Genomic DNA, 24,894 nt, shown 5'->3' with positions numbered 1-24,894 from the left:
TTTTTGATATGGAACACCGGATTGAATCTTCATGTGCAGTAATTCTAATCTCTTTATTTATTCGTGCTGTGCTGTTTATTAGGCAGTTTGTCACCTGGTGTACCTTTGCCATTGTTTTTGTTATGACGCGCTTTCTCAGCATTGTCGTTCACTTTTTTGACGAATTCCTTCGTGCTTTCCATGAATCAGATCAGCTCCTTAAGTATAAGGGAATTGTACAACCTGGTGTTTAATATAACCCATGAGCCTGCATAATATGAGGATTCTACTTGTACAAAGCCCATGGCAGGAACTGGACAGAGGAATGCTCGGGACTAAACTGAAAGTACGACTAAACTTGAGAAAGTGCTATCATACAAGCTGTACTTTGTCTAATAAGAAAGGATGCGAGTGATCGGTCCATGTTACAAAAATTCGGATTTACCCAATACGAAAGCCAAGTGTACGAAGCGATATTTGCTCAAAATGAACCCCTTGATGCGACATCCATTGTGAATCACTCGAATGTGCCTAAAGCGAAAATATATGAGGTATTGAATCGATTGATTGATAAAGGGGCAGTCCTTACAACCATGAACGGCAAGAAAAAGTTGTATTTGGCTGTAGACCTCCAGTCGATCATTCTCAAGATCAGAGCAGATTTTGAGAATGACATTGAAGAGCTGAAGAGTTATAAAATCAAGCGAACGTATTCGGATGAACACATCTGGACGTTAAAGGACGCAACCTCCATAACCTCTAATATTGAGCAATTAATTGGAGAAGCAGACTCTTCCATTCTATTGCTCGGCTGGAGTGAACAGATGGAGAAGTACCGTCCATTGCTGGAGCAAAAGGAACAGCAGGGAGTGTATGTAGAGGTGCTCGCTGTTGGTGGCTTGGAGACGTCACTTACCAGAAGATATTCTTTAATTCCAGTGGGGAACCATCTTGAGCCTTCTCAGTTGCTGATTGTGGATCATGCGTATTTGCTGTTTGCAGGCATTGAGAATGAGGCGTGGAAGGCGATAAAGACGACGTCCAAACCTATCGTTAAAGCGCTAACAGATTATTTCTATCATGATATTGCGCTCACGCAAATTACGAAAAAGTATGGCGATCAGCTCTTACAGGATCAAGAGATTTCCAAGTTGCTAGCCCGACTGATCTATTAGAGATTAACGTCGTTTCAAAACTATTCTATTGCAGAATAGTTTTTTTTATTGAAATCTTTTTCCTCTTGGGTTACTATCGTAGTTGTAACTTTTGAGGAGGATTCGGAATATGAATAAAAAAGTATATGTTTTGGCGATTGCGGCCTTTGTTGTCGGAACCGTTGAACTTATTTTGGGTGGGATTCTGGACTTGATTGCAACAGATTTACACCTGAGCTACGCAAAAGCAGGATATTTGATCTCTATATTTTCATTAGTTTATGCGATATCTGCACCTATTCTGTTGAATGTAACAGCCCGATTTGAACGGAAAAAGGTGTATCTCTGCACATTAGCTGTGTTTCTAATGAGTAATCTAATCTCCGCGTTCAGTGTGAACTTCTACATGCTGATGGCAGGCAGGGCACTCGGCGCTGCAACGGGTTCATTAATCTTTGTACTGTCTCTAACTCTCGCTGCTCGTATTGTGGATCCGCAGTATAAAGGGCGGGCTGTTGGGATCATTACAATGGGGGAAGTGCATCACTCATTCTGGGTGTGCCGCTTGGCATCTTCGTAGGTAATATGGCTGGATGGCGGGAAGTGTTTATCTTTATTGCTATTTTGACAGCCCTAGTGATCGTTGCGATTAGTATTGCGATGGAACGTGTACAGCCGATCCCTGTTGTACCGCTCAAAAAGCAATTGTCTGCACTATGGAATCCGCGTATGTTGGCAATTCATGCCACGACATTATTAGTGCTTGCAGGTCACTTAACGCTGTATGCGTATTTCACACCTTTCCTTCAGGCGACGATTGGAGCTAGTTCTACGATGGTGACATTCATCTATGTCATGTTTGGAATTGCTGCAGTTGCTGGAGGAGGTATTGGAGGCCTGTTATCGGATCGGCTACATCCAGCCAAAGCAATCATTATTGTATTAGTTCCGTTTATGATTACGATGGCACTGATTCCAGTCAGTGTAGGGTTGCCTCTAATAGCTTTCTTACTGCTGTTGAGTGTGTGGAGTGCTCTGAGCTGGACAGTTACCCCTGTGCAGAATAGTCTAATTATCAAAACTTCGCCAGAGACAGCAGATACGTTGATCAGTACCAATTCAGGTATTGCTCATGCGGGTATTGCGCTAGGAACTTACATCGGTGGAATGGTTATTGATCATTCAGCTATTCAGCACACAGGCTGGGTTGGATCAATTCTGATTCTACTTGGACTTGTTACAGCTATATATGCGATCAGTCGCAAAGAGCATAGCGTTCAGGCTGTAGCATAAAAAAAGAAATATAGTCATACAGCTTGTGTGATACAAAGCAAACTGAATGTCAAAAGGGACAACACATCTCGTACAGATGGTTGTCCCTTGTTCTATAATGATGTTCCGTTCAGCCAAACGTTCTTAAAGGTAGAGGGGGCGTTGTACAAAAGTTCGGTTCGCTCCAGCTTTAACATCCAGAAGTTTGGCTGCCAACGTGTACAGTCTGGCTCCAGATCTATAAGATTTCTTAAACTAGTTTCAGCATCGAAAGGCATGAGATCAATTAACTCTTTCTTGTGAAAAAGTGCGTTAAATCCATGCTCAATCGAAAGCTTATTTTGATTAAAAAAGCTGATGGAATAGTATGAAAATTGGTCTTTGATATAACTAGGATGAATCTGAAGGAGCGGAGAACCTAAGTAGTTATGAATTTCTTCTTTATGACTGAAATGGATAGGATCAAAGTTATGTGCTTCCTCATCATAAACTTCATAAGCCATTTTATTGCTATTTTGCCATGCGAGCATACTTTCCAAAAAGATATGATATATTTCCGCAAAATGTTCTTTTACATAATAGATACTGTTTAAATCGGTTATACATAAAGGTTGTTCTGCTTCATCAATAAACGTATTCAGGGTATAAAGATCTGTTTGAAATAAATCTTTTGAAGCTTGAACCTCTATCGTGCCTTCCCAACAATAGTGTTTTTCATCATACTGAAGCTGATCAATTGTCTCGTCCATAACTCACCTCTCATTGTTTTACATAGTTCTAGTTTACATCAGCGCCTGTAATATAGCACCCACTCCAATTTGTGATGGATTCGCTTAGAATAGATCCTGCTTGCTTGAGTTTAAATCACAAATGTTCGTAAACTACGAAATTTAGATCATTCACCATAGCTGCAGCCTTGCTTGCATAATCTTATTCATCTGTTCAACCATCTCTTCTGGTGTATACGGCATGGATTCGACGACCCACCACTCGATCAATCCTGTAACGGAAACGGATAAAAATTGTGCTAATACATCTCTATGAATATCGTTATCTAGCTTCATATGGTTTACGACCATCGTTATATTTCCCTTAATCATCTGTGTCATGCGATGTCTGAATGTTGGAATACCTTTGTTGGTAATCAAAACGCTATAGATCGCTGCATGCTCTTTCAGATATGTGAATGCACGAATCAGCAGATCCCGGGACAGTTCGGTAGTAGCCCCGTCCTCCGGAATACAACTGTCAGCTAACATCATTAAGTATGTCTCTACGCTCTGATCCAGCAGGTCGTATTTATCCGTAAAATGCAAATAGACCGTTCCGCGGTTGACATTGGCTCGATCCGCAATTCCCTGTATCGTAACTTTCTCAAAATCCTGCTCTCCTAATAGCTCAATGAATGCTTGCATAATCATTTGTCTTGATCGCATGATGCGTCGATCCATCGTTTTCCCCTCTTTCTTGAACAGTTCCTGTGTCGGTTGTTCAATTCTCAACAAAAGCGAATGTGATTAGCCATTGCCCTTGCATCGTTCCCAATGATACCTTGATTGTAGTACACAGATGTTAGATATACAACAACTGTTAATTGCAAGAGGAGGGGATTTTATTGAACATACTTGTGTATGGTGCGGGTGTGCAGGGAAGCTATTTAGCACATGTTCTCGTACAGGGTGGTCATGATGTGACTGTATTAGCTAGAGGCAAACGAGCGGAGGAATTGGAAAAAGAGGGCGTGGTCATCCGCCATTACTTTCAGCGCAAAACAACTGTCGATTCGGTTCGTGTAATTCGTACGTTGGAACCGGAAGATGTGTATGACTTGATCTTCGTCATGATGAAATTCTCGGACTTCGGGGCTGTATTACCGATCCTCGCGGATAACGATAGCCGCCATGTCGTATTTGTCGGAAACAATATGGATACGTATGCGATGCAGGACTATCTGGGCAAAACGGGGCGATCACCCAAGCAGGTCGCTTTTGGCTTCCAGACTACCGCTGGTACACGTGCTGACGGGAAAGTGATCTGTATCCGTGGCGGTCATGGGCAGATGGTCATCGGCGGATTGGACGGAACCATTCCTTTCCGTTCCCTATTGGAGCAGGCATTCATGCGAGCTAAATATAAGCTTGATTTTCATGAACAGATCGATGCCTGGCTGAAAAATCACATGGTGTTGATTGTACCAATGAACATAGTCATCCTATTCCATGGCTTTCAGATGAAACAGGTTGTCCGTGACGACAAGCGTATGCATCAGATGGTGGCGGCAATGGGAGAGGGCTTCCGTGTCTTGGATTCATTAGGGTACCCGCTGACGCCTACAGCGCAGGCATCATGGATCACCAACCACCCCCTTAATACGTTGGGCGCTGAAGCTTTTCTTGGCACTTCCAGTTAGCCGATTAATTGATGGGACGATAGTAGAACTCAAGGCGTTAAATGAATCATTTGCCGGATGGAGAGCTTTGTCAGATGTGTCTACACCGAACTGGGATGCGTTGGAGGCAGATCTACCTACATAATCCTAGGCACTGTTATACATCTTGTGCAAGATGGTACACCTGTCTTAATTTATCCATGGTTTGATACAGATTCATGACATTCAGTATGAGGTAAATGCAGTTCAGATAAAGCAACCGAATGGTTTGCATTTAAAAAGCGCAAGTAGCGGGGCCAAATCGCCTCGATACTTGCGCTATGATGTTTTCTTGAAAGTTTCAAACTCCGATACAATTGCGTCAACAATCGTTCAGAGAATCACCGTAATTGGATTAGCGTTTCAAGCTTTTTCCGTTGGTGCTGATGATATCTTTGTACCAGTGGAATGATTTCTTACGGTAACGTTCGAGTGTACCTGATCCATCATCATGACGGTCAACGTAAATGTAACCATAACGTTTTTTCAGTTGAGCGCTAGAAGCACTTACGACATCGATACATCCCCATGAGGTATAACCCATAACTTCAACGCCATCTTCAATCGCTTCAGCAACCTGTACCAGATGGTCGTTCAAGTATTGGATACGGTAATCATCTTCAACTGTTTTCTCACCATCAGCGCCAGTAATAAGCTCGTCCACAGCGCCAAGTCCATTTTCTACGATGAACAATGGTTTTTGGTAACGATCATAGAACATGTTCAGCACATAGCGAAGACCTTGTGGGTCAATCTGCCATCCCCATTCGCTTGCTGCGAGATAAGGGTTTGGAACACCTCCGAGCAGGTTACCTTCACCTGCTTTTTGTTTCTCAGGATCAGCTGTTTGACAGATGCTCATATAATAGCTGAAGGAGATGAAATCAACCGTGTTGAGCAACATTTCCTCGTCGCCAGCTTCCATTTTAATCTCAATGCCTTTTTCACGGAAGTAACGTTTCATGTATCCTGGGTAACGACCTCTTACGTGTACATCACCGAAGAAGTAGTTGCTATGCTCGAATTCCATCACTTTGATCATATCATCTGGGTTTGGTGTTAATGGATACGTAGGCATGCTTAAGATCATACAGCCAATCTGTGCACTTGGAATAATCTCATGACAGAGCTTCACCGCAGACGCACTTGCTACCAATTCGTGATGGATCGCCTGGAACAAGTCTTGCTTGCTCAATTTCTCTTTTGGTGTGTAGATCCCGCCACTCATGAATGGAGCTTCCAGGATGGAATTGATTTCGTTGAAAGTCAGCCAGTATTTAACTTTGTTTTTGTAACGTTTAAATACCGTTGTAGCATAACGCTCATAGAATCCAACCATTTTACGGTTAACCCAGCCATCATATTCTTTGGACAGGTGAAGTGGTGTTTCATAGTGGGACAGGGTTACCAACGGTTCAATTCCATATTTGAGACACTCGTCAAAGAGATCATCGTAGAATTGCAGACCTTCTTCATTAGGCTCCAATTCGTCGCCTTTTGGGAAAATACGTGACCATGCAATGGAGGTACGGAATACTTTGAAGCCCATTTCGGCAAAAAGCTTCACATCTTCCTTGTAGCGATGATATAGATCGATTCCGATCAGTTTCATATTATCTTCAGTTGGTTCTTCAGTGATCGGCCCCATGATGCCCTTAGGAGCTACGTCCTGCGTGGACAAGCCTTTACCGCCTTCATTGTATGCACCTTCAGCTTGGTTCGCAGCGATTGCGCCGCCCCACAAGAAATTTTCGGGGAAGTTAAATTGAGTATTACTCATCTGTATCACTCCAGTAGTCAAATTGGTTAAACGAATAAAAAGTGATTGTTGCCTGAAGCACTTGAATGTCTCATGCAACATGCTGATAAAAAAAGCTTAAACGTTGTAACGGGTTACACGTCAAGTTTTACTTTTGACCTTTTTTTGAGGCATACTATACATAGCATCAGTGATATTATTAATCCCAATTCCTTAGATGAGCATTCTGTTAGACTATGAGCGGGAAGAAAAGGAGTTCAGATGTCCAAGTTTGATGAGATTATGAAGCGATCTGGTTATTCGAAGGCAACCGTTTCACGAGTGATTAACAACTCACGTCACGTGAGTGATGAAGCGAGGCAGAAAATAACTGAGATTATGAAGCAATTAAATTATATTCCGAATCGAAATGCCGTTTCGCTATCCACAGGGCAAACGAAGCAGATCGGCATCGTTACATCCACCTCAAATGCCATTATTCTATCTTTTATGAATCAATTTATTGATACAGCGATGGATTTTGGCTTCCAAACACTGATTTATACGACTCGTGGAGATAAAGATATTGAATTAAAGGCTTTTGAAGATCTGCGGAGTAAACGTGTGGATGGATTAGCGATTATCGCATGTGTGAACGATCCTGAGAAGTTGAAGGCTTATCTGGAGTATGGCCCTATTGTTTCATGGCAGCGCATGGGGAATAACGAGATCCCGTCGGTTGCTATGGATCAGGCTGAAGGATATATTCTTGCACTGGAGCATCTGGTATCCAAAGGATACACGCGAATCGCCAACGTTTTTGGTCGGGCAGATAGCATAAATACGCAAAGTCGCAGAGTGGCGTATGAGACATTCATGGCGAGTAAAGGGCTACCTGTGTTGAAAGAGGCGTATCAATATTGGGTATTTACTTCATCAGATGGGGAAGAAGCGATGCGGAAAATGGCAAACGCACCCGAGCCTCCGCAAGCTGTGTTATGCTCCAATGACTATGCTGCGATCGGCATTTTAAGTGAAGCGCGTAAACTACATATTAGCGTACCGGAGCAACTCGCGATTGTTGGCTTTGATGATGTTGAACTATCTCGTGTACTCGGAATCACTACGATACATAATCCGATTGCTGAACAAGCAACCCAGGCATTCCACCAATTATGGGCAGTGCTCGGCAGACAGAAAATGGAGCCTGAGCCACTCACATATCGATTGGTTGCACGCGAGACCACATAAATCTGAGCACCTGATCATCCCAATCAGGTGTTCTTTTGTTCTTTAATTATTCAAATTTGAAGTAATTCATTATGGAAGACATGCGTTATACTGAACAGGAGTTTCAACTGTATAACGATGGTCTTTATATTTATCGCAGGTTGTATCGATATCTGACCTATGAACAGTGCTGCTCAACTAAGCGTGCGATGTTACAAGTTACATATTTCACAAACTAAGAACAAATGAAAGGTGAGAATGAATGTTATGAAGACCATTACCGGCCGTTTTAGAATTGCAGGCATTTGGGAAGGAATTTCCTTCTTATTATTGCTTCTCGTTGCCATGCCATTGAAGTATTTTGCAGACATATCCTCAGCAGTAGCTGTCGTAGGCATGATTCATGGGGTTCTCTTCCCACTCTATCTTATTGCGTTAGTGCATATTGCGATCGTACATAAATGGAAGCCAGTACGCTGGTTCATGGGTGTGCTAGCTGGATTTTTGCCTTTTGGAACATTCGTATTCGAATCCTATCTTCGCAAGAGAGATTGGAAGTAGAACAAAAAAAGAATCTTGACTTTCAGTGCCATTTAGGCAGGTACTTGACAGGGGTATGGTATAGTGAGGAAAGTTTGATTCATACTGAATACCATACATTGCAGGAGGATACTGTGTACCAATACAAAGATCAGGAATATGATACAGTGCAGTTTGATGGGCGTGATTTACGTTATGGAGAGCTTATAAGCTGTGTTTTCACAAGATGTACGTTTATGAATACAGAGATGGATGAAATTGAGACAAGCAACTGTCGCTTTATTGAATGTGACTTTAGAGGTGTGACGCTGAATGCTTCGTCTCATACGGAATCTGCCTTTGAAAATTGTACGTTTGGCGGAGCAAATCTATTTGTCTCCAAATTCACTTCTTGCAAGATGACAGGCTCTGACTTCTCCGGGGCACAGATGGATGGCATATCCATGATTGGTGGTGATTGGTCTTATACCAATTTGCGTCATATCAAGCTAGGGAAGCAGGACTTAAGAGGCATTCGTTTCCATGAAGTCGATTTCTCCGATACGGATCTGGGTAAGGCCGATCTGAGAGATTGTGATATGTCCAGAGCAACGTTGACCCGAACCAAGCTAACAGGAACCGATCTTCGTGGTGCGAATTTAGAAGGAATTGATCTGAAATCAATGGATGTAAAAGGTGCACGAATGGACAGAGAGCAAGCGGTTCTGTTTATGCGCTCATACGGGGCTAAGGTTGACTAGAAAGCCCAATGGATAAAGAATAGCTCAGTCGCTAGTAATAGCGTACTGAGCTATATTTATTTTGTGGAAACTTAATTAAATTTGGGCCAAACTGTAGCACTCGTCTAAAGAAGGAATTTAAACACGAGTTCGCATTGGATACAAACCACTTCCACTTTTATTTTGTTAAACGGTTACAATACGATGCCCGTCTTTAATTTACGGTAATCGGTGGGTGTAAGTCCGGTGTGCTTTTTGAACTGTCTAGAGAAATAATACAGATCACTGAAGCCAAGGTGTTCTGCAATGATGGTGACAGTGCTTGGCGTACAGCTTAAGAGTTCCTTCGCCTTATCGATTTTCTTGCTGGTAATATAGTGGATGGGCGGGACACCAATCTGCTGTTTGAAGAATCGAATAAAATAGTTAGGATGCATGTAGGCGAGTTGTGCCAGCTCCTGAACTGAAATGTTTTCTTCAATATAAGAATCAATGTAAGCGAGTACAGCCGTGATTTTCTCTATGGCAGGTACATTAAGATAAGCAATCTGTTCTACGTCCATTTGCATCACATATTGAGCGATGAGCTCCATTAGTTTACTTTTGGCCATCATATGCCCATAGACTTCACCTGACTTCAGATACATAAGTATATCGCGAAAAATCGTATTGATCTGTTCAGGCTGAGCAATCGTACAGAAGTGAGGGAACTTCACAATCTGGAATAGATTGATGCCGCCCACCTTAGCACTGAAATGACACCAGTATTTGAGGAAAGAATGATCACTTATGGAGGAGTAGGACTGTGTCACCCCTCGGGCATCAAGTAAAGTTGACCCGGCACAGGATTGTATTCCTGTTCTCCGATTTTGAGCCAGCCTTCTCCCTCACAGATCCAATAAAATTTGCTGTAATCTGGCGTATAATCCATATCCCGCCAGTCCGTTCCACAGCGATTGTAATCGCCCATGTATAACTCCACTTCAAGGTTGGATAAGTAGTGGGTAAGCAATGTATGTTGGTTCATACCTTCATCTCCCGAGCAGGTTAGTATTGTCCATCTATAGGTTAGTGATCTACATGTCTATTCCCGTGAGAAGCCACTACAATACAAGTGCAACCCATTAGTAGAAGGGATGAGATAGACATGAAATTAGACAAAAATGAATATTTGAAACATATTGATGCAACGATTGCGAATGGAAAGTATCAGGATAACTGGAACTCGCTTCGTCAATTTAAAGTCCCCGATTGGTACCAGAACGCGAAGTTTGGCATATTTATTCACTGGGGATTATACTCCGTACCTGCGTATGATAGCGAATGGTATTCGCGAAATATGTATATTCAAGGCTCCAAAGCCTATGATCATCATCTAGAGGTATATGGCCCTCACAAGGATTTTGGATACAAGGACTTTATTCCCATGTTTAAGGCAGAGAAGTTTGATGCCGACGAATGGGCTACACTGTTCAAACAATCGGGAGCAAGATACGTGATGCCTGTAGCGGAGCACCATGATGGTTTTCAAATGTACCGAAGCTCCATCTCTCACTATAACACATATGAAATGGGACCCAAACGTGATCTGCTGGCAGAGATGAAAACGGCGTATGAGAAGCAGGATCTTAAGCTTTGTGTGTCATCACACCGCGCGGAGCATTGGTTCTTCATGTCCCATGGCAAGGAATTTGAGTCCGATGTGCACGAGCCGTTGGAGCAAGGAGACTTCTACTGGCCTGCGATGCCTGAACCTAAGGATCATTTCGACCTATATGATTGTCCGCCAAGCCAAGCATTTCTTGAGGATTGGTTGATCCGTTGCTGTGAATTGGTTGATCAATATCAGCCACGTGTATTTTATTTTGACTGGTGGATTCAGAACGCCGCGTTCAAGCCTTATTTGAAGAAATTCTGCGCCTACTATTACAACAAAGGGGAAGAGTGGGGTACACCTGTTGCGATTAATTACAAGCATGATGCTTTTATGTTTGGCTCTGCGGTTCCGGATGTGGAGAGGGGCAATTTGCTGAACTCAAACCTTACTTCTGGCAAACGGATACAGCTGTCGCCAAAAATTCCTGGTGTTACACGGAAGGTAATGTGTATAAAACGGCGGGGGAGATTATACGAGATTTTGTCGACATCGTGAGTAAAAATGGAAGTCTTCTGCTGAATGTAGGGCCTCGCGCCGATGGTACGATACCGGATGAGGATCGAAACCTGCTGCTTACCATAGGTCAATGGCTCGAAGTGAACGGCGAAGCCATCTATGATTCTACGTACTGGCGTAAGTTTGGGGAAGGGCCAACGGAAATAAAAGAAGGGCAATTTACGGATGGGCAGACCAAGCTGTTTACCAGTGAAGATATCCGATTTACGGTAAGAGAGCAGTATCTCTATGCATCTGTTCTGGTGTACCCTGCAAACGGTGTAGTGCATATTCAATCCTTGAAGGAGAAGTCACCCTATTTTGAAGGAATTATAAAGGGAATTCAGGTTCTTGGGTTTGATGAACAACCCGAGTGGGTAAGAACGGGAGATGCGCTAACGATTACTACGACCAATGTACAAAGCGAATTGCCTGTCGTTTTTCGGATTGAATTGGATTGAAAATTAGGTGGATTAAGATATAGATCCATGCATGATGTGAGAAAAAGAGAGTCTCAGAAACCAATGCGAATGAATCGCGTTGGTTTTTTTGAGTTGTTTTAGTAGAATCAGGGCTGTTGAAATATGTCATACCAACAAGGATAAGCGCGTTTTGCGCGAATTAACATCGTGAGTTAGCATCCATTGAACTATCAGGTAAACGAAAATTTCATAATAACGAAATCATGTGAAATATTTCAGTGTTGGTAGACTTGTTAAATACTTATAAAGGCTTAATTTCTATATTTTTCAATAAATATGCTTGATTATCTCATAATACGACTCTATACTAAATCATAAAAATCCAGTATAAATATAAATTGTAATTTATATGAAATTTAAGATGGATTTCTAACAGGTTCCATTTAGCTATTTCGACGATATACAACCAACACTTCAGACACTTTACAACCTTCTACTAACGCTTGTGACCACCCTCCGACATAGAACTTACAAACGTTCGCTCACATCGATGATCTACGTTATCCCACTTCCAATGTCAACTCACTCACTGTCTATCTATTACAATGGCTTTCGCAACAGAGTACCTACCTCATTCGGTCTATTCAGATCCATCCGATTCGTAACAAATGCAATCTAATCTAATCTAATCCAATCACTATAGAAGTTTGCCTGTTAGGGAGGTGAGGCTTAGCGTAGTCCTATAGGCTTCATGATATTTCATTAATGGAGTTTCATTCAAACCGTTGTACCGTTTCATGACACGGCGATGAGCTACATACTTCGCTAGATTTCAAAAACCGGGTAAAGGGAGTGGAAAAGTTTGATAAAAGTAAATCGGTTACGTAAGCCCCTCTCATTAGGGTTATCGCTTCTCCTTGCACTATCGATCGTTCAACCGGTTTCGGCTGACAACACCTCATCACAGAAGATTGATATGAAGTCTGGCGCAGCTAAGGTGACGACGTCCAAAGTTAATGCGAAGCTGAACACACAGTTTGAGAGCAAGGATTATGTTACTTATTTAGTCAAAATGAAAGAGCAGGTTGATACGACGAAGGTCTCTCAACAGGCGATGGAGCAAGCCACCATTCAGAAGATGACCGCTTCGGCAACGAAGCTATCGGTTAGAACGTCTGTAGTGGGTTCTTTGCGGGAGACCGCTTCACGCACACAATATAATCTGGAACGTTTATTAGAAGAAGAGCTTGAGCGAGGTAAAGTAAAAGAATACAAAAGCTATTTTATCGTTAACTCCCTTGTAGTCACGAGTACCAAGGACGTCATGGAGCAGATTGCCCTTCATTCAGAAGTGGATAAAATCCTGCCGAACGAGGAGCGTTTCCTCCAGAAAGTAGAAATCAATAAAGAACAGGCGGAAGAAGCCGCGAAAGCCGCAGCATCAACCGAAAATGTAGAATGGAATATCGATTATATCAATGCACCAGCAGTCTGGGAAAAGGGGATTGACGGGACAGGTATAGTTGTTGCGAACTTGGACAGTGGCGTTGATTACACCCATCCAGCACTTCGTAACCAGTGGAGAGGTATCGATGGTTCAGGCAATGTTGTGAACCCAGAGCTTAGTTGGTATGACCCACACAGCCGTGCATCCCTTCCTGCCGATGGCGACGGTCATGGAACGCACACGATGGGTACGATGGTTGGTGCAGAAGCAGATGGTTCCAATCAGATTGGTGTTGCTCCGGGTGCCAAATGGATTGGAGTCCGTATTTTCAATCCAAGCACAACAGATGCCATCATATTAGACGGCGGACAATGGTTGCTTGCGCCTGTCGATGCTGAGGGCAATCTTCATCCGGAGCTTGCGCCGGATGTGGTGAATAATTCATGGGGCGGTGGCCCAGGACTAGACGAGTGGTTCCGTCCAATGGTACAAGCTTGGCGTGATGCTCAGATCTTCCCTGAGTTCTCTGCTGGTAACGTCACCTTAACGAATCCGGGTGGTCCTGGTTCAGTGGCGAACCCAGCTAACTATCCAGAGAGCTTTGCGACTGGGGCAACAGACATCAATGGTAATCTGGGCTCGTTCTCCCTTCTAGGTCCGTCTCCTTATAATGAAATTAAGCCTGATGTGGCTGCACCTGGTGTTAACATTCGTTCCGCCGTTCCTGGCGGGGGTATGAGGGCGGCTGGGACGGTACGTCCATGGCTGGACCACATACGACAGCACTTGCAGCTCTGCTGCTGCAAGCCAATCATTCACTAAACGTAGATCAGCTGGAGCAGATTATTATGGATACGGCGACACCAGCAACGGATCAACGCTATCCAACCTCACCAAATAACGGCTATGGGCATGGGATCATTAATGCTCTGGATGCGGTAGGTTCTGTCGTTGAGGGTATTGGTACAGTCTCTGGTAGAGTCGTTACGGCTGGAGATGATCTGGAGGAACCTGTATTAGAACATACACCAGTCAACTCCGCTTTCTCAGGGATCGATGTTCCGCTTACTGCTCACGTTACTGATAATGTGGCGGTGTTGTCAGTTGAGGCTTTTGCCAGAACGAAGGGCACTGATACTTATGTATATTTGCCGATGCAACGAATTACGGGAGACAGCAAGGACGGCACATATTCCGCAACGATACCTTCATTTTTAGTGGAGTCACCTGGGTTAGAATATTATATTCGAGTTAACGATTATGGCAATAACGGTTTCGACAGTAAAGTGTATGACGTCACTGTGTCGAATGGCGTTCAACCGGGATATATTCAGGATTTCGAGGAAAATGATCTTGGATTCACTTCCGGAGGGCCTGGCAATACGTGGGCATGGGGGCACCAACCAGCGGTCCCAAAGGTGCATACTCGGGCGATAAGCTAATTGCAACTAATCTGGAAGGTACTTATGCAGCGAATAGTAATGCTTATTTGCTCGCACCGCCTATTGATCTGACCGAAAGTCCAGAAGGGGCGATTCTATCCTTCAAGCATTGGTACGATCTAGAGAATAATATCGATTTTGGCAAAGTATACATCGCAACAGAAGATCGTGATTTTGCTTTTGAAGAGATACTCAGCTTCTCGGGAGCTGGGGAGATTGGAAAACGCAGTTCGTGGATTTAAGAGCATATGCAGGACAGCAGGTATTTATCAAATTTAATCTGACCAGTGATAATTCGATTCAAAAAGCAGGATGGTACATCGATGACTTCTCCGTCCAAGCACCAGATGATATTGCTCCTGAAGCACCTAGTGCTTTGGCAGCAACGAAAGATATTTTAGGCAATGTAACCTTGTCTTGGACAGGGCCGGAGGATGAAGATCTGAAATCTTATGTGGTCTATCGTTCATCAAGCTCTGGTGCAGATTACGAGGCCATCGGCGATACAACGGCAACAACATTTATAGACACCGCCACCGTAACCGATACAACGTATTATTACACCGTTGCGGCACTGGATTACAGTGGGAACGAAAGTGATAAATCCAATGAAGTATCCGTGACTGTCGAAGTGCCTGAAGATATCTATAGCGAGTCGTTCGACGGTGATTCAGATAACGGATGGACACATGCGGGAACGAAGGATGAGTGGGAACGTGGAGTCCCGGTTAACGGACCTGCAAGTGCTGTATCTGCACCGAATGTTTGGGCAACCGATCTGGATAGTACGTATGAGAATGGTTCAAATTATTCTCTCGTATCTCCCGTTGTTGACCTGACAGAGCTTCCTGAAGCGACGCTGACATTTAACCACTGGTATGAAATTGAGGGTGGATACGACTACGGTTACGTGGAAGCAACAATAGATGGTGGTGCAACCTGGACTGAGCTGGGCAAATTTTCACACAATACGATTGGAAAGCAATGGACGCCGGTATTTTATGATCTGAATGCCTTCACCGGCCATGAAGCTCAATTCCGATTCCGTTTAACCTCGGACAATAGTGTTGTGAAGCAAGGCTGGTACATTGATGATTTTCGTATTCTAGGTACTGCAACCACTACGTTAACGGATGACCATGCGGTTGTGCTCAGCGGAGACAAGCCAAAACCAGTTTACGACAATCCTTGGTATAAGGTCACACGTACGGATAAATATGAATTTAATAAAACGAAGCAAGAAGCGCCTAAACAAGAACAGCCGCAAGACGGTTCCGTTTCACCACAAAGCTTGCCTGCGAGTGCTACGGTTACCGTGCTGGAGACAGGACGTTCTGTGAAAACAGATTCGGCGACTGGCAGATACAGCTTCACCCACGTCGCAGGTGAATACACCTTGAAGGCAGAGGCGTATGGATATTATCCACGCACTGAACGAGTCACCATTACAGATGGTGGAGGCGCAAAAGCTAACTTCAATCTGGAAGCGATACCTCATGGGCAAGTGAAAGGGATTGTGACAGACGAACGCACAGGTAAACCGATTGCTGGAGCAACGGTTCTCGTGCTCGAAGACGCTCAGGTAGGGGCAATTCGTACGGGTACAGACGGTAGTTTTGTACTTGAAGTATTAGAGGGAACCTATACGCTGTCCATAGTTGCAACGGATTATTACAGTAAAAAGGTGAACGTAACCGTGCCTGGCAATGGGACAGTGCAATCCAATGTTACGCTGAAGCCGTTTATCGGATTCCCTGGGGAAATTGCTTATGATGATGGAACAGCCGAAAATGCGAGAGCTTTTGTAGCAGCCAATAATGCTTGGGCTGTGCGCATGACACCAGACTTGGCTACGGCTCAACTTACGGGGCATCCTTCCGATTCTGGAATACGGAATGGCCTCAGCCAGGTGGAACATCATTCCAATACGCTGTATATGATGCGAGCGGTGCTGCTGGTGCACCTGGCCGCTTGCTTGCAGGACCTTTTGATGGAACAGCACTACGCAATGATCAGTGGACAACCGTTGATTTCCCTGAATCCGTGGTGGTAGAAGGAGACTTCTACATCGTGTATGTTCAGACAACCGAAGGCACCCGAGCGCCTGGACTGGCAACTGACGAGACGGGAGCAAATGCAGGTCGCAGTTGGCAGCGAGTGAATGGTAACTGGACGACAGCTCCTGCCGAAGAAGGCAATTATATGATCCGTGCTGTCGTTAAATATCCAGTCAATGCACCGGTTATCACGACTTCCGTGAAAGGAACATATACGAATAAAACGAAAATCACCGTGAACGGCACTTCCCCAGCTTCTGGAGCAGAGGCTCGCATCTACAATGGTGGAAAAGCTGTAGGTACGGCTCAGGTTGTCAATGGTAAATTCACGCTCGAAGTGAACCTTCAGCCAGGTGTGAACGCACTCACGGCAGAGGTGATCGTGAACGGAAAAGCAACCGATCGCTCTCTTCCAGTTGTCGTGATCCTGGACAAGACAGCGCCAGTATTAAACATCCTTACACCTGAAGAGGGTAGTCGTACAAACGCTGAAGTCGTTCATGTCACAGGCAATGTACAGGAGCAATTCCTGGATACGGTGACTGTGAATGGACAGAAAATCGCAGTTGGCCAAGATCGAAGCTTCAGTCACCGGGTACTTGTGAATGAAGGCAAGAACACGATTACCATTACAGCCAAAGATCTTGCAGGAAACACAACCACGATTACTCGAATCGTACATGTAGAGACTGCACTGCCTGAAATAACGAATGTAACGCCGGCTGAAGATGTTCGTATTACCTCTGGCGAGAGCGTCACTGTTTCGTTTGAAAGTGTACCGAATTTGCAGGCTTCGTTCCGAATTGAATTGCCACTCGATCTACAAGCAAGAGCGGGAATTCCATTGACAGAAAGCTCCCCGGGACATTATACAGGAACCTATACAACACCTGAATCATTGGTTCTGGAGGGTGGCGTTATTGTGATCAAAGTTCGTGATGCTGCAGGCAATGAAACAGAGATTGAAGCAGCTGGACGTTTGTACGTTTCTGCACCTAACGTTGCCGAGTCACCTTCCGAAATTCCTGATGTACTGGCAGACGATGCAGAATTGCCATCAGAAGCTGAAAGCGGTGCTGAACCTACCACATAATACCGATTGAGTTCAAAGTGTAAACGCAATTACCAGCCCCCAACCCTTTCGAATAAGAAGGGGCGGGGCTTTTTCTTTTGCATTTGAGTGTATATGTTCCATGAATAACATGCAGTTGAATTTTACGATGGTGCACTCCTCCAATAGCTGTGCTGGAGACTTTTCTTTGTTTGTATTGATCCTCTAGCATTAATGTTGTTGACGCTATAAACGGCGAAGTATATATTGAAACAAATAAATGGTTTAAGGTTTATACCTTATAGGTTTGATTCATAGAAACGCTATAACAGAATGGAGAGAGTATATGAAGGATGCATGGAAGTTTGATACGAAGGTGGTTCACGTAGGCCATCAACCGGATGAGTGTACAGGCGCGGTCTCTCAACCAATCGTTCCCGCTGTTGCATATGCGTTCCCGAATGCTGATGCTGCCGCAGCCGTTGTATCGGGACAAGTGGAAGGTACGTTCTATGGAAGATATGGTAATCCAACCACTCGCACGTTGGAGTTAAAAATTGCGGAGTTGGAAAGTGGAGAGGACGCGATTGCTTTAAGCAGTGGGATGGCAGCGATCTCATCCGCGTTGTTGGCTTTTTTGCAACATGGTGATCATGTCGTTGTAACGAAAGATATTTATGGGGCACATATAACTTTGTCACTCAGATGGGCGCTCGCTTTGGTATTAGCCATGACTTCGTGGACTGTACGAACCTTGAGGCTTTGGAGCTGTCCATTCAAGAGAATACTAAAGCCATTTATGTAGAGACACCATCTAACCCGTTGTTAACGATTCTGGATCTGAAGCAGATTGCCAAGATTGCTAATTCCCGAGGCATTCCACTCATTGTAGATAATACATTTATGACACCATATCTTCAGCGTCCGCTTGAACTTGGGGCTGATGTTGTTGTGCATAGTGCAACCAAGTATCTGAACGGTCATGGAGATGTCGTCGCAGGTGTTGTCGTCGCTTCTAGCAAAGTTATTGAATTTATCCGTAAAAGAATAGCGGGTGACCTCGGTCAAAATTTAAACGCATGGGAATCATTTCTCATTCTAAGAGGATTGAAAACGCTTGGTCTTCGTGTACGTGCGCATTGCGAAAATGCACGTAAGGTTGCAGAATTTCTAGCTGCACATCCGCATGTTCAAGCCTTGCATTATCCAGGGCTCACGTCTCATCCTCAGCATGAATTGGCGAAGCAACAGATGGATGACATGGGTGGGTTGTTTCGTTTGAGGTCATGGGAGGGCTTGAGGCGGCAAAGGCATTTATGAATCAACTGAAGCTCATTTTAATTTCCTTCAGCCTTGGTGATCCTGAGACATTGGTGCAGCACCCTGCAACGATGACACATTTCTCCATTCCCCAGAGGAAAGACTGCAGTTTGGAATTACGGATGGTTTAATCCGCTTGTCTATTGGACTGGAGGACGTTCAGGATATCATTGCTGATCTTCAACAGGCTCTAGCTGTCATTGGAGGGCAGATAGAACAGATGGAGTCGCCAAAAGTGAACGAATACGTGAACGGAATTGTCGATTAAGAAATATATGTGGTGAATTTCGAAAAAAAATGATTGCATATCTGTTTACTCGGAATTATATTAAGAGTATAAGTTTAATGGTATAAGGTTTAGACAATAGATCAATCGGAGGGTGAATATGCTTAACCAACAGACTTTCCAATTTGAGAAAGTTTCCGCAATAAAGGTTAGTGAATTTATTAGGGAGCAGTTGGAGGAAGCCATAATACTCAAGGAAATGTTGAGTGAGGATCAGCTCCCTTCCGAAAGAGAGTTAGCTGAAATTTTCAATGCCAGCCGAATTACAGTACGTGAAGCGCTGTCTGCTCTGGAAGCCAAAGGCTTAATCGAGAAGCGTGTGGGAGCCAAGGGAGGTACGTTCATCCTTCCAATTACGGCCAATGCACATAAGCGAACCAAGGAAGAGATTATGCGGGACTGGGATCAAATGTTACATGTGTTCGAATATCGCACGATTGTTGAGCCAGAGGGTGCTTTTCTGGCTGCTGAGCGGATCACCGCAGGCGAGCTGCAGTTGCTTGAAAGCTATATTGAGCAGAGCGTGCAACCGGATTGCTCGCGAGAATGGTTCAGGGCACTTGACGTTAAGTTCCATCTGACCATCGCAAAAGCATCGGGGAACCCTTATCTGGAGTCAGCGGTAAGACAGATTCGAACCAAGATCAATCCAGCACTGGATCTCATGCCCTACAACGAACAAGTTCGCTCTCTTAATCAGGGTGTACATACAGAGATTTTGGAGGCTTTGAAAGCTCATGATCCTGCTAGATCACGCGATACGATGAAAAAGCATATTGCTTTCTCTGCGGATGCTATTTACTCTCGGCTGGTTTCACCGGAACAACAAGAAGGGAATGAGCAATAATGCAACAAAAGGATTTATATCAGCTTGCACAAGAACTTCAGCCTCGTTTGGTAGATTGGCGGAGAGATTTTCATCGCCATCCGGAGATTGGTTACGAGGAGCATCGCACATCGGAGATCGTAGCTACGCACTTAGAGAGTCTAGGACTTGAAGTGACGCGCCATGTTGGGAAGACCGGAGTAGTTGGTCTGCTACGGGGGAGACTGATGGACCAACCTTTGCACTTCGAGCGGATATGGATGCATTACCGATTCAGGATCAGAAAACAGTAGAGTACAGCTCACAGATCGAAGGCAAAGCTCATTTGTGTGGTCATGATGCTCATACAACCATTTTGATGGGAGCGGCTGAACTTCTGACCCGACTGGGTCGTCCCAAATCGGGCAACATCAAATTTGTGTTTCAGCCTGCTGAAGAGGGACTTGCTGGCGCACGCGCGATGATTCAGGATGGTGTGCTGGAGAATCCGAAGGTTGATGCAATCGCAGGACTTCATGTGACTCCAGGTCAGGATACTGGAACGGTTGGTGTGAGCAGAGGAGTTGCATTTGCTTCCGCGGATCGTTTGGTCATTCGTATTCTAGGCAAAGGCGGACATGCTGCTAGACCACATGAAGGTATTGACGCGATTGCCGTATCCGCTCAAGTGATCACCGCCTTGCAGAATCTCGCGAGTCGTATGGTAGATCCGCTAGAACCTGTAGTGGTAACCATTGGCAAAATTACAGGTGGCTATATGGGAACAGCCATTGCAGATGAGGTTGAGATGATCGGAACTGTGAGAACACTATCTCCCGCATTACGTGAACGTATGCCTGCACTGATCGAACAGGTGGTTAGCGGTGTATGCAGCTCGTTTGGAGCAGGCCATGAAGTGATTTATGGAGATGGTTATCCGGTTGTAGTTAACGATTTGGGTATGGTGGATTTCCTTGGGGAAACGGTTGACGGACTCGATTGGGCCAAAGGCTGGAGCAGCATTCCACCTTCCACAGGTGGCGAGGATTTTGCATTCTACTGTGAACAAATTCCGGGTGTATTTTTCCGACTAGGTTCAGGGAATGAAGAAGAGCGAACTCGTTATGCACTCCATCATCCGATGTTCGACCTGGATGAGAACGTGATGCCGTATGGTGTAGCCATGCTTTCAACAATTGCTTTAGAATTTTTGAATAAGAACACAACTCAGGGGGAGCGTGCAAAATGAGAAAACGACAATGGACAAGCATGTTGATTACACTACTGGCTGTAGTATTGGTGCTCAGCGCTTGCGGCAGTAAAGCAACGGATTCCGATACGAATTCCACATCAAGTGAAGCGAGCGGTGACACTGCACCAAGCACAACGCTTACGATTGCGGCAGCGACTGATATTGAAAGCTTCGATCCACACAATAACAACAACACGTCAAGTGAAGCTGTATTGGTTAACGTGTTTGATTACTTGATCAAGAACGACAGTGAGCAGAAAAAAGTTCCTGGGCTTGCTACTTCTTGGGAGCAAGTCAATGATACAACGTGGAGATTCAATCTGCGTGAAGGCGTTACTTTCCATAACGGAGATCCATTCACAGCAGACGATGTAAAATACACGCTGGAGCGTGTAGCGAAAGATAGCGCATTGAAGCAAAACAGTTATTTCAAAAACATCGTTGAAGTGAAGGTAGTGGACGAACACACTGCTGATATCATTACTGACGGACCAGATCCGTTGCTCTTGAACCGTCTGTCCAAGATGGGCGCAGGTATTCTCCCAGCTAAATACATTGAAGAAAACGGAATCGATGCATTCTTGAAGCAACCGGTAGGAACAGGGCCTTACAAGTTCAGCAAATGGAACAAAGATGATCGTGTTGAACTCGTGAAAAATGAGAATTACTTTGATGGAGAGCCAAAATGGAATGAAGTTGTGTTCCGCGTAATTCCAGAAGCGTCCACACGTGTATCTGAATTGCTTGCAGGCGGAGTCGATGTTGCTGCATCGATCCCATCTACAGATATCGCTCGTATTGAAGGTGAAGCAGACAAAAAAATCGTGAAGGCACCCATCCAACGTGTACTTCAGTTGATCTTCCGTCAAACGGAAGGCAGCATCACGGCTGATCCTAAGGTTCGTGAAGCCATTGATCTTGCGATTGATAAACAAGGCATTGTAGACAGTATTGCTGGAGGCGCAGGGATCGTAACGCGCACATCCGTAACTCCAGGTAACTTCGGTGCTGATCCTTCACTTTACAAAACTTCGCTCTATGACCTAGAAAAGGCGAAGCAGTTGTTAAGCGATGCAGGTTACGCTGAAGGTGAAGCAGAAATGACCATCTCAGTGTCCTCCCAATACAAGGAACAGGCTGAGGTTGTATCTGCAATGCTCGAACAGGCTGGATTCAAAATTAACCTTGATGTACTTGAGCCAAGTGCGTTCAGCGAACGCTATAGCTCCAAGTCATTCAAAGAAATCTTCATGATTGGTATCGGTAACTCTCTATTTGACGCTTCAAATAACTACAACCGTTACATGGCAGAAGAAGCCAAGGGCGAATCGGATTACAACAATCCGGAAGTTGAGAAGTTGCTTCAATCCGCATTGGTGAATATGGATCCAGAGGCACGTGAGAAAGAGTATCAACAAGTACAGCAAATTTTTGCAGAAGAACGTCCGGCGGTATACCTCTACCAGATGGAAGGTGTCTACGGAACGAATGCAAACGTGAATTTTGCGCCTCGTAGTGACGAAATGTTCTATGCTGACGAGATCACTCCTGCTGCAAAATAACATCGGACAGAACAGTCTGTCATCGCAAGGATAAGCCGTGAACGGCAGGGACTGGATACCATGTTCCTGCCGTTCTTTTATTAACGCTAAAGTACGATTTTGTAAGTGAAGTTGTGGCTATGATTAATGGTTATGGAGGTGAACGAAGAATGGGGAAGTATGTACTTAAATCTTTACTTCAAGTTATTCCGGTGTTATTCATTGTTTCACTGATCGTATTCATCTTGGTCAGGGTTACCGGCGATCCTGTTGCACTAATGCTTCCAGAGACAGCCACTGCTGAGGATCGGGCTGTGCTGACACAAGCACTTGGACTCGATCAGCCCTTATACACTCAGTACATCAAATTCTTAGGCAGCGCATTGCAGGGAGACTTTGGTCAGTCTTTTCGTTACAATGAGCCGGCATTACAGCTTGTCTTAGAGCGTTTACCTGCCAGTTTTGAACTCGCTGTAGCCGCAATGTTTTTTGCAGTAATTATGGCGATTCCATTAGGTGTGGCTTCAGCAGTCAAACGGAACACATTCACGGATCTAATCATTTCAGGTATCTCGGTTATAGGTAAAGCCATGCCGAACTTCTGGATGGGCATCATGCTTATTCTACTCTTCTCCGTCATGTGGGGAGTGCTGCCCGTATCTGGTCGAGGTGGATTATCCCATTTAATCTTACCTGCATTCACGCTAGGTGTCGGTTTAGCGGCTCAGATGACACGTCTGATTCGATCCAGCATGTTGGATATTTTGAGCCAAGACTATATTCGTACCGCTCGAAGTAAGGGACTTGGTCGTATGGTTGTCATTGGAAAGCACGCATTCCGCAACGGATTGATTCCTGTGGTGACGATCATGAGTTTGCAATTTACGAGTTTGATTGGTGGCACCTTGATTACAGAAACGGTATTCTCCTGGCCAGGACTTGGTCAGTTGTTAGTGGTTGCTGTGAATACACATGATATGGCGATTGTCCAAGCGGCGGTATTTGTGATTGCGTTCATTGTGGTCATTACCAATATCTTGACGGATGTAGTCTACCGACTGCTTGATCCGCGAATCAAATACGACTAGAGGGAGGTGCAACCTGATGACAGGAAGCAATGAATTGCAAGTTCCGGGTTCAGAGCCGGAGCGTGAGCCTGGTCTAAGAACTCCAACAGGATTTCGCTACATCTGGAAACAACTGATCATTAGTAAAACAGGGATGTTTGGAGCAGTGCTCGTCTTGCTGGTTGTATTGACAGCCATATGTGCACCTCTGCTCGCAAGCCATGATCCTGCTGCGGTTAATCCGCTGAATCGTCTCAAACCACCTGCGTGGTTAGAGGGAGGAAGCTCTGAATATTGGCTAGGTACTGACAATCTGGGCAGGGACATGTGGAGTCGTATCGTGTATGGTGCAAGAGTCTCGTTAATTGTAGGTATGGGGGCAGTCATTGTATCGGGAATTATTGGTGCAATTTTAGGGCTACTATCCGGATTCTACGGTAAATGGATCGATGCCATCATCATGCGGGTGGGAGATGCTTTCATGGCGATCCCGACGATTCTATTTATGCTTGTCGTTATGGCGATTGTAGGGCCAGGGATCACAACGTTGATTTTCGTAATCGGGGTAACGAACTGGGTATCTTATACACGCGTTGTTCGGAGTGAGGTTCTCAGTATCAAGGAGCGCGATTATGTTCAAGCTGCGAGATCTATTGGTGCGAAGAACGCACGTTTAATCATTAGACACATTGTACCCAACATTTTATCTTCCTTTATTGTTATCTCGGGTATGAATGTCGGAACAACGATTATTATGGAAGCTTCACTCAGTTTCCTTGGTCTTGGCATTAAGCCACCCGATGTATCGTGGGGCGGAATGTTAAGTGATGGTAGACAGTATGTGGCGACAAGCTGGTGGGTAGCTACGTTTCCTGGTCTTGCCATTACGTTTACCGTACTTGGTGTCATTTTCTTAGGGGATTGGCTGCGTGACGTTCTTGATCCACGTACAGATACTACACAAAAATAAAATGGCTTGAGGAGGAGACACC

15 protein-coding genes and 6 pseudogenes are annotated in these 24,894 nt (G+C 44.6%); 15 read left to right on the top strand and 6 right to left on the bottom strand.

Annotated elements, in window-relative coordinates:
* Window positions 1–53: 53 nt before the first annotated feature.
* The gene (locus DMB88_RS17370) at window positions 54–182 is read right to left on the bottom strand and encodes a DUF4023 family protein (protein ID WP_128102369.1); all 129 of its coding nucleotides are present in this window, start codon (window positions 180–182) and stop codon (window positions 54–56) included.
* 219 nt (window positions 183–401) lie between these two features.
* Between DMB88_RS17370 and DMB88_RS17365 the strand changes: the two genes are divergently transcribed.
* A complete protein-coding gene (locus DMB88_RS17365; protein WP_128102368.1) occupies window positions 402–1,154 on the top strand; it encodes a TrmB family transcriptional regulator in 753 nt (250 codons plus the stop codon).
* 109 nt (window positions 1,155–1,263) lie between these two features.
* Window positions 1,264–2,426: pseudogene (locus tag DMB88_RS32100) on the top strand (MFS transporter).
* Window positions 2,427–2,518: 92 nt separating this feature from the next.
* Here the strand turns inward: DMB88_RS32100 and DMB88_RS17355 are convergent.
* Complete coding sequence (locus DMB88_RS17355) at window positions 2,519–3,154, bottom strand: hypothetical protein (protein WP_128102367.1); 636 nt, start codon at window positions 3,152–3,154, stop codon at window positions 2,519–2,521.
* Window positions 3,155–3,304: 150 nt separating this feature from the next.
* Window positions 3,305–3,856: a TetR/AcrR family transcriptional regulator gene (locus tag DMB88_RS17350; RefSeq protein WP_128102366.1), complete on the bottom strand. Its 552-nt coding sequence runs from the start codon at window positions 3,854–3,856 to the stop codon at window positions 3,305–3,307.
* Between the two features lie 164 nt (window positions 3,857–4,020).
* On the opposite strand from DMB88_RS17350, the pseudogene DMB88_RS17345 reads away from it, so the two are divergent.
* A pseudogene (locus DMB88_RS17345) lies at window positions 4,021–4,939 on the top strand (ketopantoate reductase family protein).
* 249 nt (window positions 4,940–5,188) lie between these two features.
* On the opposite strand, the gene DMB88_RS17340 reads toward DMB88_RS17345, so the two are convergent.
* Window positions 5,189–6,613, bottom strand: coding sequence for a glycoside hydrolase family 1 protein (locus DMB88_RS17340; protein ID WP_128102365.1), 1,425 nt, complete (start codon window positions 6,611–6,613; stop codon window positions 5,189–5,191).
* A gap of 240 nt (window positions 6,614–6,853) precedes the next feature.
* On the opposite strand from DMB88_RS17340, the gene DMB88_RS17335 reads away from it, so the two are divergent.
* From DMB88_RS17335 to DMB88_RS17325, 3 genes are all read left to right on the top strand, one after another.
* Entirely contained in the window at window positions 6,854–7,822 is a 969-nt protein-coding gene (locus DMB88_RS17335) for a LacI family DNA-binding transcriptional regulator (protein ID WP_128102364.1), read from the top strand.
* Window positions 7,823–8,068: 246 nt separating this feature from the next.
* Entirely contained in the window at window positions 8,069–8,362 is a 294-nt protein-coding gene (locus DMB88_RS17330) for a DUF3817 domain-containing protein (RefSeq protein WP_128102363.1), read from the top strand.
* A gap of 113 nt (window positions 8,363–8,475) precedes the next feature.
* Window positions 8,476–9,081: a pentapeptide repeat-containing protein gene (locus tag DMB88_RS17325; RefSeq protein WP_174715299.1), complete on the top strand. Its 606-nt coding sequence runs from the start codon at window positions 8,476–8,478 to the stop codon at window positions 9,079–9,081.
* A gap of 173 nt (window positions 9,082–9,254) precedes the next feature.
* Here the strand turns inward: DMB88_RS17325 and DMB88_RS17320 are convergent, their stop codons facing one another.
* Window positions 9,255–9,872, bottom strand: a complete 618-nt coding sequence (locus tag DMB88_RS17320; RefSeq protein ID WP_254438236.1) for a helix-turn-helix domain-containing protein — start codon at window positions 9,870–9,872, stop codon at window positions 9,255–9,257.
* Entirely contained in the window at window positions 9,869–10,087 is a 219-nt protein-coding gene (locus tag DMB88_RS31385) for a cupin domain-containing protein (protein WP_254438235.1), read from the bottom strand. Before DMB88_RS31385 ends, DMB88_RS17320 begins: the two co-directional genes overlap by 4 nt.
* Window positions 10,088–10,207: 120 nt before the next feature.
* On the opposite strand from DMB88_RS31385, the gene DMB88_RS17315 reads away from it, so the two are divergent.
* From DMB88_RS17315 to DMB88_RS17280, 9 genes and pseudogenes are all read left to right on the top strand, one after another.
* A complete protein-coding gene (locus tag DMB88_RS17315) occupies window positions 10,208–11,212 on the top strand; it encodes an alpha-L-fucosidase (protein ID WP_254438234.1) in 1,005 nt (334 codons plus the stop codon).
* Window positions 11,149–11,673 (top strand): annotated as a pseudogene (locus DMB88_RS31380) (alpha-L-fucosidase); the annotation flags it as partial. The gene DMB88_RS17315 and the pseudogene DMB88_RS31380, both read left to right, overlap by 64 nt.
* An 823-nt stretch (window positions 11,674–12,496) precedes the next feature.
* Window positions 12,497–17,673, top strand: a pseudogene (locus tag DMB88_RS17310) (S8 family serine peptidase).
* Between the two features lie 304 nt (window positions 17,674–17,977).
* A pseudogene (locus DMB88_RS17305) lies at window positions 17,978–19,219 on the top strand (PLP-dependent aspartate aminotransferase family protein).
* Between the two features lie 118 nt (window positions 19,220–19,337).
* Window positions 19,338–20,084 (top strand): FadR/GntR family transcriptional regulator, encoded by a 747-nt coding sequence (locus DMB88_RS17300; RefSeq protein WP_128102361.1) that lies wholly within the window; start codon window positions 19,338–19,340, stop codon window positions 20,082–20,084.
* Window positions 20,084–21,291, top strand: a pseudogene (locus DMB88_RS17295) (M20 family metallopeptidase). The gene DMB88_RS17300 and the pseudogene DMB88_RS17295 overlap by 1 nt, the downstream one beginning before the upstream one ends.
* On the top strand, window positions 21,288–22,856 hold the full coding sequence (locus DMB88_RS17290) for an ABC transporter substrate-binding protein (protein ID WP_128102360.1): 1,569 nt from the start codon (window positions 21,288–21,290) through the stop codon (window positions 22,854–22,856). The pseudogene DMB88_RS17295 and the gene DMB88_RS17290 overlap by 4 nt, the downstream one beginning before the upstream one ends.
* A 149-nt stretch (window positions 22,857–23,005) precedes the next feature.
* Entirely contained in the window at window positions 23,006–23,923 is a 918-nt protein-coding gene (locus DMB88_RS17285) for an ABC transporter permease (RefSeq protein ID WP_128102359.1), read from the top strand.
* Between the two features lie 16 nt (window positions 23,924–23,939).
* Window positions 23,940–24,872, top strand: a complete 933-nt coding sequence (locus DMB88_RS17280; RefSeq protein ID WP_128102358.1) for an ABC transporter permease — start codon at window positions 23,940–23,942, stop codon at window positions 24,870–24,872.
* Window positions 24,873–24,894 lie beyond the last annotated feature (22 nt).

Source organism: Paenibacillus sp. DCT19 (assembly GCF_003268635.1).
Lineage (GTDB): Bacteria > Bacillota > Bacilli > Paenibacillales > Paenibacillaceae > Paenibacillus.
Note: the sequence above shows the minus strand (reverse complement) of the source record. Positions and strands in the feature narration are given on the sequence as shown.

What these genes read in the sequence shown, in the direction of transcription:
- DMB88_RS17370 (WP_128102369.1), bottom strand. Translation starts at nt 182, where the DNA reads ATGGAAAGCACGAAGGAATTCGTCAAAAAAGTGAACGACAATGCTGAG.
- DMB88_RS17365 (WP_128102368.1), top strand. Translation starts at nt 402, where the DNA reads ATGTTACAAAAATTCGGATTTACCCAATACGAAAGCCAAGTGTACGAA.
- DMB88_RS17355 (WP_128102367.1), bottom strand. Translation starts at nt 3,154, where the DNA reads ATGGACGAGACAATTGATCAGCTTCAGTATGATGAAAAACACTATTGT.
- DMB88_RS17350 (WP_128102366.1), bottom strand. Translation starts at nt 3,856, where the DNA reads ATGGATCGACGCATCATGCGATCAAGACAAATGATTATGCAAGCATTC.
- DMB88_RS17340 (WP_128102365.1), bottom strand. Translation starts at nt 6,613, where the DNA reads ATGAGTAATACTCAATTTAACTTCCCCGAAAATTTCTTGTGGGGCGGC.
- DMB88_RS17335 (WP_128102364.1), top strand. Translation starts at nt 6,854, where the DNA reads ATGTCCAAGTTTGATGAGATTATGAAGCGATCTGGTTATTCGAAGGCA.
- DMB88_RS17330 (WP_128102363.1), top strand. Translation starts at nt 8,069, where the DNA reads ATGAAGACCATTACCGGCCGTTTTAGAATTGCAGGCATTTGGGAAGGA.
- DMB88_RS31385 (WP_254438235.1), bottom strand. Translation starts at nt 10,087, where the DNA reads ATGAACCAACATACATTGCTTACCCACTACTTATCCAACCTTGAAGTG.
- DMB88_RS17315 (WP_254438234.1), top strand. Translation starts at nt 10,208, where the DNA reads ATGAAATTAGACAAAAATGAATATTTGAAACATATTGATGCAACGATT.
- DMB88_RS17300 (WP_128102361.1), top strand. Translation starts at nt 19,338, where the DNA reads ATGCTTAACCAACAGACTTTCCAATTTGAGAAAGTTTCCGCAATAAAG.
- DMB88_RS17290 (WP_128102360.1), top strand. Translation starts at nt 21,288, where the DNA reads ATGAGAAAACGACAATGGACAAGCATGTTGATTACACTACTGGCTGTA.
- DMB88_RS17285 (WP_128102359.1), top strand. Translation starts at nt 23,006, where the DNA reads ATGGGGAAGTATGTACTTAAATCTTTACTTCAAGTTATTCCGGTGTTA.
- DMB88_RS17280 (WP_128102358.1), top strand. Translation starts at nt 23,940, where the DNA reads ATGACAGGAAGCAATGAATTGCAAGTTCCGGGTTCAGAGCCGGAGCGT.